Genomic DNA, 12,789 nt, shown 5'->3' on the forward strand with positions numbered 1-12,789 from the left:
CTGGTCCGTCGGGACGCCTGTTCGGCGCCCTCGTCAATCGCGTTGAAATAGGGTGATGGTTACCGTGCCGTCGCTGCCGGACTGATGCGCAAGGGCCAGTTGCGCATCGGCGACCTGGCGTTGGCCAGCGCTCCCGCGCAGCTGGTACACAAGCTCTATGCACTGGGCCAGCGCGCTCGCCGCACCCGCCTGGCCCAATGACAGCAAGCCACCGGACGGGTTGATGACCAGATTGCCGCCGAAGGTGTTGTCGCCATCTTCGACCAGTTTCTCACCATTGCCTTCCGGACAGAATCCCAGCGCCTCGTAGAGCAACAATTCGCTGACGGTGCTGGTGTCGTGCAGTTCGCAGACCGCAATCTCCTGCGGCCCCCTGCCCGCCTGCTCGTACAGATCCCGGGCGGCGGCGACGTTGACGTCGTAGTTGACGCCCGCAAAGGTCGCGCCCTGGACAAGGCCGTTGACCTGCTGCGGGGAGACGCAGGCCTGGGCGGCAACACGCACGACCGCACTGTGGCCGTGGCGCGCGGCAAACTCACTGGAACAGAGCAAGAGCGCGGCTGCTCCGGAACTGGCCCAGGCAAATTGCAGGTGGGTGAGCGGATCGGCAATCATCCGTGCCTGCAGCACCTGATCCATGGTCAACACGTCCTTGCACGCCGCCAGTGGATTGAGCGCGGCATGCTGGCGCGCCTTGACGGCGATCATGGCGAAGGTCTCCGGCCGGCTAAGGTAGCGCGCCATGTACTCGCGCGCCGTGGCGCCCAGGCGCGCCAAGCCCAGGGCGGGGGCCGGCATGGTCGGCTCCCCCTGTACCCCCAGCAGCAGAATGCTTTGTGCCTGCCCGAGGCTGATCGCCTGGCAGGCGCGCGCCAACACGGCACTGCCATCGGCGCTGTCCTGGGCAAAGAGGCTTAGCGGCACCTGCGCAAGCCCCAGCGGTTGCAGAGCACGCTGCAAGGTCGCGCCATCCACCTTGCCCGTGACGGCATACACCGCCGCCACCTGGCGCGCAGACACGCCGGCATCGGTGAGCGCCTGTCGTATCGTCGCGCCGATCAGCCCTGGCGGGTCCGGGCCCAGCACGGCGGGACTGAAGGGCGACATACCTACGCCAATCACATTGACGCAACGTTGCATCGTGCTCTCCTGAAATAGAAAAACTGCCGCTTCCGTTCATGGAAGCGGCAGGTGGCCAGGGACTCAGGCCGGCACGGACTCGAACAATTCGACCGCACCATTTTTCAACACGACAACGTCACGCTCCACGGCACGCATCTCGACGATGATGCGCGTCGACGACTCACGCCACATGCGGGTTTCCAGGGTGTCGCCCGGCATCACGATGGAAGCGAAGCGCGCGCGTACGCTCTTGAACAGGCGCGAGTCGTTTCCGCAGAAGGCCTTGATCACATGGCGGCCGAGGTAGCCGAAGGTGCACAAGCCATGCAGGAACGGTTTCTCGTAGCCGGCGTTGGCGGCGTAGTCCGGATCGATGTGCATCGGGTTCCAGTCGCCGCACAGGCGATAGAGCAGCGCCTGGTTGACCTCGGTCTTGTCGGCCAGTACCGCGTCGGGTTCACGCTGCGGCGCCACGTTGATTTCTTCGCTTGGCACACGCTGCAGGCCCGCACCCGGCACACCCGGATAGAAACCGGTCACTTCGTTGTAGAACAGCGGCGTGCCGTGTTCGTCGGTGGTCTCGATGGCCAGGATGGTCACGGTGCTCTTGCCTTTGTCGATGGCCGACTTCAGGCGCATGGTGTGCTTGAGCTTGGCCTTGGGCGGCAATGGGCGATACATCACGGTGTACTGCTCGCCATGCAGGCCTTTGGCGAACGGCACGTTCAGCCCTTCGAGCTGCGGCTCGCCGGACTTGGCCGCCCGCAGGAACACTTCGGTGGCCGGCAACACGGCCATGGTCGGCAGCACACGGAACTCGTCGCCGAGGAACTCGTTGACGTACTTCAGTTCGTCGCGGTCCAGCGGGTCCTTGGCGGCGCCGACGGCCAGTGCATAGAGCGCGGCATCGTTCTGGTCGTATTCGGTTTCCAGAAGGGACACCGCTTTGCCCGCCACTTCCATGTCAACGAAGGCGTTGCCACCCTTGGTCGGCGACTCCATGCGTACAAACAGCTCCTTGAGGCCCTCGGCACCGTCGGTGTGGTGTGCGCTGTGCTCATCGAACTGGGTGATGCGTGACCAGTTGTCGCGAACCAGCTCCGGGCTCAGGGTATCGGTGTGCAGGAAACGGCCGTGGGAACGCTCCCAACGGTATTTCGCATGGAAGCCGCCACCGACCTCGAACAGGCCGCCGGTGTCTGCGCATTCCTCGCTGCACAGCCAACCGACCAGGGGCGCACAGTCTTCAACCTTGATCTTGTCGTGCAGCTCCTGGGGGAACAGGCCGCTGGCGATCACCATGCGCGACGCGGCGACCGGGGCAATGGTGTTGACGCGAATGTTCTTGCTCGCGCCTTCGATGGCCAGCGAATTGGCAAAACCGATCAGGCCGGACTTGGCCGTGGAGTAGTTGCACTGGCCGAAGTTGCCGAAAATGCCGGCGCCGGAGGCGGTCATGATGATGCGGCCGTAGCCCTTCTCACGCATGATCGGCCACACGGCGTGGGTCAGGCGGAAGGCACCCTTGACGTGAACGTCCTGGATCAGGTCCCACTGCGCTTCGGTCATCTTGTGGAACGAACTGTCGCGCAGGACCCCGGCGTTGTTGATCAGGATGTCGACGGTGCCGAACACCTCGAGCGCGGTGGCGACGATTTTCTCGCCTTCGGTCACCGAGTTGTAGTCGGCGACAGCTTCACCCCCCAGGGCGCGGATTTCCGCGACCACGGCATCGGCCGCGGAACTGGAGGTACCCAGGCCTTCGGTGCTGACACCCAGGTCATTGACCACGACCTTGGCACCCCGGGAACCCAGCAGCAAGGCGTGGGCGCGTCCCAGGCCGTTGCCGGCGCCGGTGACAATGGCAACTTTGCCGTCAAAGCGAATTTCTTGAGACACGTTTGCTCTCCTATGATCGCGCTCACAACGTGCGAGCGATGATTTCCTTCATGATTTCGTTGGTACCGCCCCAGATCCGGTTGCCCCGGGTATCCAGGTACAGCCTGGCAATCGGGTATTCGGTCATGTAGCCATTGCCGCCATGCAACTGCAGGCACGCATCGACCACCCGGCTGCTGAGCTCGGCGGTCCAGTACTTGGCCACGGCGGCCACTTCGGGCGTCAGTTCACCGCGCAGCAACAGCTCCATGCAGCTGTCGACCCACGAGCGGCCGATCTGGATTTCGGTCTTGAGTTGCGCCAGGGTGAAACGCGAGTTCTGGAAATCCAGCACCGGTTTGCCGAAGACCTTGCGCGTCCGGGTGTAGTCGAGGGTGTGGTCCAGCGCTGCCTCGGCCTGGGCCTGAAAGCCCGCTGCGCCGATGATGCGTTCCCACGCCAGGTCGTGCATCAGCTGATAGAACCCCTGCCCGGGCACACCCCCGAGGACGTTCTGCGCCGGCACCCGGCAATCGTCGAAGAACAGCATGCTGGTGTCCTGGGCGTGCAGGCCGATCTTTTCCAGCGGTTTGGAGCGGCTGAAGCCTTCGCGCTCTTTCTCGACGATGATCAGCGAGATGTCCTGGGCGCCCTTGCCGCTGTTGCCGGTCTTGCAGACCACAATGGCCAGGTCGCAGGACGAGCCGTTGGAGATGAAGGTCTTGGAGCCGTTCAGTACGTACGCGTCGCCATCGAGCGTCGCCCGGGTACGCACCGCCTGCAGGTCCGAGCCGGTGTTGGGTTCGGTCATGGCGATGGCGCCCACGGCTTCGCCGGCAATCATGCGCGGCAGCCAGGTCTGCTTCTGCTCTTGCGTGCCGTAGTTGAGGATGTAGAACGCCACCAGCCCGTGTACGCCGAAGCCCATCAGGCCCGAGGCGCCGATGCGCATGAATTCTTCGGAAAACACCAGGTCGAACAAGCGGTCGGCACCGGGGCCGCCATATTCCTCCGGCATCGAAGGCAGCAGCATTCCCAGTTCACCGGCCTTGCGCCAGACCTCGCGGGGAACGCACTTGTCTTTTTCCCATTGGGCGTGGAAAGGCGCGACGTCCTGCTCCATGAAGCGGCGGCAGGCACGTCGAAATTCGTCATGTTCAGTGCTGAACAATGTGCGGGGGATCAGGTATTCCATGGGTATTCCTCTGCAACCAGGATCAGAGCGTGCGCCCGACCAGATCTTTCATGATGTCGTTGGCACCGCCGGCGATGCGCAGGACGCGGTGATCGAGGTAGTGACGGGCAACCGGGTACTCGAGCATGTAGCCGTTGCCGCCGTGCAGCTGCACGCACTCATCCACCACCTTGGTGTACAGGTCCGAGCACCACAATTTGGCCGAGGCGGCGGCCTCGGGGCTGAGCGTGCGGGCCAGGCACTGCTCCATGCAGCGGTCGACGTAGTTCTGCGACACCGCCAGTTGCATCTTCAGGTCGGCCAATTTGAAGCGGGTGTTCTGGAAGGCAAAGATCGGCTGGCCGAAGACCGTGCGATCCTTGGTGTACTCGAGCGTGCTTTGCAGCACGGCCTCGGCGCCGGCGACGCTGCTGATCGCGATGGACAGGCGCTCCCAGGCCAGCTCCTTCATCAACTGGATAAAGCCCTGCCCCGCCACGCCGCCCAGCAGGTTTTCCTTCGGTACCCGGACGTTGTCGAAAAACAGCATGGTGGTGTCCTGGGCATGCAGGCCGACCTTGCGCAACGGCTGGGAGCGGCTGAAGCCGGCGCGGTCGGCTTCGACCAGGATCAGCGAGATGTCCTGGGCGCCCTTGCCGGTGTTGCCGGTCTTGGCGACCACCACCACGACATCGCAGTTGCTGCCGTTGGAAATGAACGTCTTGGCGCCATTGAGGACATAGTCATCACCCTCGAGCACGGCGCGGGTCTTGACGGCCTGCAAGTCGGAGCCGGTATCGGGCTCGGTCATGGCCACCGCGCCAATGGCCTCGCCTGCCGCCATCTTCGGCAGCCAGGTCTGCTTTTGCAGTTCACTGCCGAAATTCACCAGGTAGCCGGCGACGATGTCATGCACCCCGAAACCGATCAGCCCCGACGCCAGGCCGGCGCGGTAGATTTCCTCAGTGGCGACCATCGAAAAACGCCGATCCAGGCCCAGCCCGCCATAGGCTTGTGGCGTGGTGGCATTGAGCATGCCCAGCGCGCCGGCCTTCTCCCAGACAGCGCGTGGGACCCGGTGATCGGTTTCCCACTGTTCAAGGCAGGGAGCACACTCCTGAGCCAGGAAGCGTCGCACACTGCTGCGAAACTCCTCGTGCTCGTGGTCAAAAAGGCTACGCGCAATCATGGGTGGTTCTCTCCTACAGTCGTCGGTTTGCCACCTTTGAAGGGGCTCTGAAACGATCATAGGAGGCTGTATCGAAGATCCGCCCCCTCGGGGAGGGGGGGATTGAGAGAGGCCGCAGCGTGGCCGGTCGTGGGTGCGTGCCGTTGCCACGGGTTTTGTGCGGCCGGCACCGTGCTGCTGGCTCGATGCCCCCCCTTTCAGGGTTGGCATGCCGGCGCACGAACCACCTTAGACTGCGTCGGCGAAACACCAGCCAGCCAGGTCACCGGCGCGTCCACGCAACGCCCCGCCCTGGTTGTTCTGGTGTTTTGCGCTTATTCGATCAGCCCAGTGGAAACGGGCCCTGTGGGAGCAGGCCAGTGGGAGCGGGCTTGCCCCGCGAGGCGGTGCAGCAGTCAGATCGCTATCGCGGGACAAGCCCGCTCCTACCGCGGTGTTCCGTTCTTGCGCACCGCGTCATAGCGAAACAATTCCGGTGGGAGCGGGTTTGCCCCGCGATGCGATGTAGCAGTCAGATCGCTATCGCGGGGCAAGCCCGCTCCTACAGTGGTGGTTTGCGTTTATTCGATCAGGTTGTTCTTGCGGGCCCAGGACACTGCGTCATAGCGGCTGGAAACGCCCAGCTTGGCGTAGATGTTTTTCAGGTTCCACTTCACCGTTTCCAGCGAAATGTTCAGGGTCAGGGCCACGCGTTTGTTGGCCATCGCCTGGCTGATCAATTGCAAGATGGCCAGTTCCCGAGGCGTCAGCATGGCCGATGGGCCATTGGCCGAGGATTCGCTGGAGCGACCGCTACTTGCTGACCCGAAGCGCTCCAGCAACCGCCCCAGGTAGGCCTCGTCTTCGCTGCCCAGCGGCTTGCCGGCAAGCGCCGCAAGCATCTTGCGCAGCACTTCGCCTTCGTCGAGGAAGGTCCGCACCAGCCCCAGCCGACGCCCCAGGGACAAGGCTGCGAGCACGTGGGCCTGGGCCTGCTCCGGCTGCAGCAGGTCGGCATGGGCACAGGCTTCGAGCAGCTGGCCGGTGACCTGCAATTGCCCGCGGCTGAAGCGCTTGGCGTAGGCACTGAGAATCGCCAGTTCCTCGAGCGCCTTGTCCGGGTAGTTGGTGGCCAGCAGCAAGCGCGCCTGCGCCAGTGCCGCGATGGCCGGAATCTCGGCTTGAAAGCCTTGGGACTGTTGGTGCTGCGCGGCGATCGTTTGCAGCTTGGCAACCTTGTCGGCGGCGTGGGCCTTGTCGTTCTCCAGCAAGGCTATGCGCGCCTGCTCGGCCAGGCAGTGGGCCAGGGCGCGATCCTGGCCGATGGTGCGAAAGTGGCGCTCCTGGCGCTCCAGAAACGCCATGGCCACCGACGCGCTGTCCTGCAGCAGGTCCAGGCGTGCCCGGCAGATCGTGGCGCGCAGCATGGTGTCGGGCATGGCCCACTGCAGCAGGCCATTGCGGTTGGCGAGAACTTCCCGCGCCTCGTCGATACGGTCCAGCTCACGGTAGACCTCGGCCAGCGTGGCAGCCCCCAGGTAGGCACTGGCGGCGCGGTGTCCATGCACCGTCACGGCGCGCGCCAGTTGTACCGAGCCGATGCGCTCGGCTTCATGTATCTGCCCGGCCTGCAAGTAACACAGGGTGCGCGCGCCTTCGGCCACCAAGGCCATTTCAGCATCGCGCTCGGCTTCGGGGATGGGGTTTTCATCCAGGCACTGCAAGGCTTCGTCGATCCTTCCTGCCGCCAGGTAGGCGATGGCCAGCAGCGCCGGTGCGCCGAAACGCGTGACCGAATAATCGTCCGACAGCGCCTGGAAATCCTTGAGCAGGCCAATGATCGGCTCGGAGCGATCGCGCTGGACCTCGATCGCCGCCTGCACCAGCGGCAGTCGATAGGCAACGTCGGCCTGCTGCGCAGCCCCGCTGCGGTGAAATTGCTCAAGCCAGGCTTCTGCCTTGGCCGGACGGGCCGTGAGCGCGTAGGCCAGGCAGCCGAGGAAGAACAGCCGCGGCCGCGAGAACAGGATGTCCTGCGGCAACCGGTCAAGCAGGCGCAGCAGCGGGCTCAGCTGGCTCAGGCTCCAGGTGGCCGGGGCCGCCCGCTCGATCAGCTCGGCGGCATAGCTGAGGTCGCCCGCCAGGGTTGCGTGGCGTACCGCCTCGGCCAGCAGCTTGCGTTCGGCGAACCAGCGCGCGGCGTGGTTGTGCAATTGGGTTTGGGCGGCACTGTCGCGACGCGCCAGGCGCGTGGCGAGGAAATCGCCGAACAGCGCGTGGAAGCGGTACCACGGCTGGCGATCATCGGCCTCGACGCGAAAGATCAGCAGGTTTTCTTCATCCAGGCGCTTGAGCATCGTCCCTGCCGCAGGATCACCGGTGATGGCCTGCGCCAGGGAGGCGTTGAAACGCCGGCAGATGCTCACGCTCTCCATGAACGAGGCCAGCTCCGGCGGCAGGTGCGCCATCACATCCTCGGCCAGGTAGCTCTGCAAGTCGTCGGAGCGCCAGCCCATGTCGCGCAGGGCGCCACGGGACTGCGGATCGCTGCGCAGCAGAATGATCACCAGTTGCAGGGTGGCCGGCCAGCCGCTGGTGAGTTCGTGGATCTGATGCAGTTCCTCCGGGGTGAGCTTCATCGCCGGCAGGCTCTGTTCGAGGAAGGCGCGCGATTCGGCCAGGTCGAACGGCAATGCGGCGCAGTCAAGCTCCACCAATTGCCCGCCCAGGCGCAGGCGGCTGAAGCTCAGCGGCGGGCCGACACGGGAGGAGATAACGAAATGCAGGTTTTCGGGGCTGTGATCCAGCAGCTTCTGCATCAGCTGATGGGCCCGCGGGTCGGTGACATGCTGGTAGTCGTCGATGACCAGGAACAGTTCCTTGTTGATGGCGCCCGCCCCTTCGACGATGGCCGCCACCACCTGGTCAAAGAACTCCGCGCGGGCACTTTCCAGGGGGATACCGCTGTCCAGGCCAATACCCAGGCGCTGCAGCGCGCCGCGCAGGTAGGCGAAGAAAATCGACACATGCTTGTCATCGGCGCTCAGCGCAAGCCAGGCGACTTCGGCCCCGGAGCGCATCATCACCTGCCGCCACTGGGCCAGCAGCGTGGTCTTGCCAAAACCCGGGCTGCCGGTAATCAGCCCTACGCGGCATTGGCTCATGCCGCGCAGGTCCTCCAGCAGGCGTTCGCGCAGGATGGTCTGGGTGCCAATGCGCGGTGGCGCGAACTTTGTCGATACGAGCAGTTTGTCGGTATGCATGTCCTGCCGGGTCTCCCATCCTGCCGAATCCGATGAAACAACGGGTCGGCGCTGCACGATCCGGATCGGCGAGGTGTGGCCATGTTCTGGCGATGGTCGGATTATTTACCCGAATACAGGTAAATGTCAGCACGTGTCATCACCGCGAGCAGGTTGCCGCTTGCCTCGGTATCCGTTTTTGGCACAGATGGTGGCGGGGAAACCCGGCGGGCCACCCCCCTCAATGGAGGGGGGCCACCCAGGGTCAGGCGTCAGAGGGTGCGCGCCACCAGCTCGCGCATGATGTCGTTGGCGCCGCCGTAAATGCGGTTGACGCGGCTGTCGAGGTAGTGACGGGCCACCGGGTACTCCAGCATGTAGCCGTTACCGCCATGCAGCTGCACGCACTGGTCAACCACTTTGGAATACAGCTCGGTGCACCAGAGCTTGGCTGCCGCCGCAGCCTCCGGGCTCAATTCACCCTGCAGGATCAGCTCCATGCAGCGGTCGGTGTAGGTCTGCCCGATGACGATTTCGGTCTTGAGGTCGGCCAGCTTGAACCGCGAGTTCTGGAATTCGATGATCGGTGTGCCGAATGCCTTGCGATCACGGGTGTAGGCAATGGTGTGCTCCAGCACCGCCTGGCTTGCGGCAATGGCCAAAATGCCAATGCTCAGGCGCTCCCAGGCCAGCTCCTTCATCAGCTGGTAGAAGCCCTGGCCAGGTTCGCCCCCCAGGATGTTGGCCTTGGGCACCCGTACGTCCTGGAAGAACAGCATGGTGGTGTCCTGGGCATGCATGCCGACCTTGCGCAGCGGTTTGGACTTGGTCACGCCGACACGGTCGGCTTCCACCAGGATCAGCGAGATATCCCGGGAGCCCTTGCCGGTGTTACCGGTCTTGGCGATCACCACAATGATGTCGCTGTTGGTGCCGTTGGAAATGAACGTCTTGGCGCCGTTGATCACGTACTCGTCACCGTCGAGCACGGCGCGGGTCTTGACCGCTTGCAGGTCCGAGCCGGTATCGGGCTCGGTCATGGCCACCGCTGAGATGACCTCGCCGCTGGCCATTTTCGGCAGCCATTGCTGCTTCTGTGCCTCGGTGCCGAAATTGATCAGGTAACCGGCACAGATATCGTGCACGTTGAAGCCGTTCAGGCCCGAAAGCCCCGCACGGGCCACCTCCTCCACAGCGATCATGGAAAAACGCCGGTCCAGGCCCAGGCCGCCATAGGCCTCGGCAGTGGTGGCGTTGAGCATGCCCAGCTCACCGGCGCGCTGCCAGATCTGGCGAGGTACCCGATGGTCCTGCTCCCACTGGTCATGGAACGGCGCACATTCTTCTGCGAGAAAACGCCGTACCGTATTGCGAAACGCTTCAAGCTCATGATCAAAGAGAGTACGCGGGATCATTCAATTGCCTCCGGAAAGATGGGTTCTGGCGGTGCACGCCTTGTCACCACCTTAGGGTGGCTTGCGCTCGCCCCGCCCCCTCGAAGTGGGTAGGCCGCCTCAGTTGTGTGACGCACGTCTTTGGCGGCGGCTACCTCAGAGCGCGTCGACGGACTTGAGCGTAGCCATGTCGATCACGAAGCGGTACTTCACGTCATTGTTTTGCAGGCGGGTAAACGCCTGGTTGATGTCCTCGATGTCGATCATTTCGCAGCTAGGCAGCACCTGATGCTCGGCGCAGAAGTCCAGCAACTCCTGGGTCTGGGCCAGGCCACCGATCAACGAACCTGAAATCGAGCGGTTATTGATGGCCAGCAAGGCACCGTGAATCGGCTCCAGGGGCTCCAGGGCGCCGACCAGCACGAGTTTGCCGTTGCGCGCCAGCAGCATCAGGTAAGGGTTGACGTTGTGGGTGCGCGGGATGGTGTCGACCACAATGTCGAAACTGCTGGCGGCGGTTTTCATCGCCTGGGGGTCGGTAGACAGCAGTACATGGTGCGCACCCAGCGCCAGGGCATCGTCGACCTTGCCGGGCGATGTGGTGATCACCGTGACCCGGGCCCCCAGCGCGACGGCCAGCTTGACCGCCATGTGCCCGAGCCCGCCGAGCCCGACGACCGCCAGGCGCGTGCCCTCCTTCACACCGTACTCACGCATCGGTGCCCACACCGTGATGCCCGCGCACAACAGCGGCCCGGTAAAACGCGGGTCCAGTGCCGGCGGCACTCGCAGCACAAACCGCTCGTTCACGACGATGTGCTGGGCATAGCCGCCGCGGGTCACTTCGCCGCTGATGCGGTCCAGGCCGTTATAGGTGGGGGTCATGCCCTGGGTGCAATGGGCTTGCTGATGCTGCTCGCAGGCTTCACATTGCTGGCAGCTGTCGACCATGCAACCGACGGCGACCCGATCGCCCACCCGGTAACGGCTGACGACCGGGCCCACGGCGCTGACCCGACCGACGATTTCGTGGCCCGGCACACAGGGAAAGCGCGTGCTTTTCCAGTCGTTGTGCACGTAATGCAGATCGGAATGGCAGACGCCGCAGTAGTCGATGTCGATGGCAACATCGTCGGCGCGCAGGGCCCGGCGCTCGAATTGCAGGGGTTGGAGTGGCGCGTTGGCTTCATGGACGCCATAGCCGATACAGGTAGTCATACAGAAGTTCTCCAAAGGTGAATGACCGTAGGAGCGGGCTTGCCCCGCGAAAGCGTGCGAATGGTCAACATTGATGTTGAACATGCTGGCCTCTTCGCGGGGCAAGCCCGCTCCTACAGGGTCCGGGGTTGTGGGTTAGATCGAGGGGCGCAGCCAGGGCGCGGCGCTGGTATGCGGGGCGGCGATCTGGCTGGAGATCCACTTGCCCATGCGCCGCATCGGCTCGATGGAGTCCTGAGGGGCGGCAAACTTCATGGCCGCGGCGTAGCCCAGCGAGACGATGCGCTGGGCGCCATACAGCGGCAGTACATCCTTGAGCTGATCCTTGATGCTTTCCGGATAGACGCCGACGGTCTGGGTGTAGGCATCCACCGCCGCCATCATTTCGCTCAAGTCATCGACCGGCACCAGGTTGGCGGTGCGGTCATCCAGGCTGGCGCTGAAGGACACCGGCTCAGGCAACTGCGAACAGATGATGGCGCCCTCGCCGTCCTTGCCGCCGATGACCTTGTACCAGTCGTCATCCAGGCGCAGCGCATCGACGTGGGCCTTGAGGCCCTGGTCGTAACGCTTGGGCGCGGTGCTGAGGGTATTGGGCAGGCCGATCATGGCGTCATAGACGTAGCGGCCGAAGGTGTTGAGCTTTTCCAGGCCCTGCTCGTCGGTGCCGCTCTGTACGTACACCACCCGGGCACAGACACAGCCCTTCTGGTTGATCGCGCCGATATCGGCGGCCAGGCGTACCGCCGCTTCGCGCATGGTTTCCTCGCTGTCGAAGGTGGCCTGGCCGATGATGCTGGCGCTGCGCTTGGGATCGAGGGAAATCAGCTCCAGGCCGGGCTGGACGTAACGGGTCACGTGCTTCATCGAGGCGAAACCGCCCCAAGCGACGATTTTCTCCAGGTTCTGCGGCTGGTACAGGCGCTGCTCGAACGCCTCGTCACCGCCCTTCCAGTAGGCCACCGAGAGGTGTTTGGTGATCGGGTGATCGGGGGCCATGTCGACCATGGTGCGGGCAATGGCCAGTGCGGTGAACGGGTCGTTGGACGGCGCCTTGATGATCGCATCGCTGCGCAGGACCATGTTGCGGATGATCGTCCACAGCGACAGCGACACCGCATTGCCGGCGACGATGTGCAGGGTCCGGGCGCCAAAGCAACGCACTTCCAGCTCGGTACCATCGCGCAGCTGTTGCGACACCCAGCCTTCCAGGTACTTGATGCCGACGGTGGTTTCGGCCATCTCGGTGATGAGCTCACGGGACAGCAGGTGCTGCAGCCCCATGTACGAGCCCTTGACGATGGTCGGCGTGGTGGGCGCGGTCAGGTACGACAGCTCGCAGGCTTCCTGCAGGTAGGGGTTCTTGTCCAGCGCCAGGCGCTCGCCGAGGGCGACGGCGTAGTCGAGAATGTCGTCGAAGCTCAAGGTGTACAGGTCGGCGAGCCTGGCCGGGTTGCCCAGCGGCAATTGGTCGATGTACCGGGTCGCGTCCGGGGTGAGGAAGCTCAGGTCGCCACCGCGGCCACCCACTTCAATCAGGTTGTCGGTAATTACCTGGCCACGGATGATCATTGGCGCAATAGGGTGGGTCAT

General features: G+C 64.0%; 8 protein-coding genes and 1 pseudogene. All 9 read right to left on the minus strand.

Annotation, left to right across the window (positions count from 1 at the left end):
* Positions 1-33 precede the first annotated feature (33 nt).
* The 9 genes and pseudogenes from U9R80_RS14515 to U9R80_RS14555 all read right to left on the minus strand — a co-directional run bounded on the left by U9R80_RS14515 (position 34) and on the right by U9R80_RS14555 (position 12,789).
* The gene (locus tag U9R80_RS14515) at positions 34-1,140 is read right to left on the minus strand and encodes a thiolase C-terminal domain-containing protein (RefSeq protein WP_301837577.1); all 1,107 of its coding nucleotides are present in this window, start codon (positions 1,138-1,140) and stop codon (positions 34-36) included.
* A 63-nt stretch (positions 1,141-1,203) separates the two neighbouring features.
* A complete protein-coding gene (locus U9R80_RS14520) occupies positions 1,204-2,124 on the minus strand; it encodes a MaoC/PaaZ C-terminal domain-containing protein (RefSeq protein WP_324805227.1) in 921 nt (306 codons plus the stop codon).
* Positions 2,119-3,021, minus strand: a pseudogene (locus U9R80_RS14525) (SDR family oxidoreductase); the annotation flags it as partial. The pseudogene U9R80_RS14525 and the gene U9R80_RS14520, both read right to left, overlap by 6 nt.
* 22 nt (positions 3,022-3,043) lie before the next feature.
* Positions 3,044-4,186: an acyl-CoA dehydrogenase family protein gene (locus U9R80_RS14530; protein ID WP_301837990.1), complete on the minus strand. Its 1,143-nt coding sequence runs from the start codon at positions 4,184-4,186 to the stop codon at positions 3,044-3,046.
* A 31-nt stretch (positions 4,187-4,217) separates the two neighbouring features.
* Positions 4,218-5,363 carry an acyl-CoA dehydrogenase family protein gene (locus tag U9R80_RS14535; protein WP_301837575.1) on the minus strand — a complete coding sequence of 382 codons (1,146 nt, stop codon included), beginning with the start codon at positions 5,361-5,363 and terminating at the stop codon, positions 4,218-4,220.
* Between the two features lie 560 nt (positions 5,364-5,923).
* Entirely contained in the window at positions 5,924-8,605 is a 2,682-nt protein-coding gene (locus tag U9R80_RS14540; protein WP_301837574.1) for a LuxR C-terminal-related transcriptional regulator, read from the minus strand.
* A gap of 251 nt (positions 8,606-8,856) precedes the next feature.
* A complete protein-coding gene (locus U9R80_RS14545; protein ID WP_301837573.1) occupies positions 8,857-9,999 on the minus strand; it encodes an acyl-CoA dehydrogenase family protein in 1,143 nt (380 codons plus the stop codon).
* 135 nt (positions 10,000-10,134) lie between these two features.
* Positions 10,135-11,196 carry an NAD(P)-dependent alcohol dehydrogenase gene (locus tag U9R80_RS14550; RefSeq protein ID WP_301837572.1) on the minus strand — a complete coding sequence of 354 codons (1,062 nt, stop codon included), beginning with the start codon at positions 11,194-11,196 and terminating at the stop codon, positions 10,135-10,137.
* Positions 11,197-11,331: 135 nt separating this feature from the next.
* Complete coding sequence (locus U9R80_RS14555) at positions 11,332-12,789, minus strand: acyl-CoA reductase (RefSeq protein ID WP_301837571.1); 1,458 nt, start codon at positions 12,787-12,789, stop codon at positions 11,332-11,334.

The sequence above is a fragment of the Pseudomonas sp. JQ170C genome, assembly GCF_035581345.1.
Taxonomy (GTDB): domain Bacteria; phylum Pseudomonadota; class Gammaproteobacteria; order Pseudomonadales; family Pseudomonadaceae; genus Aquipseudomonas.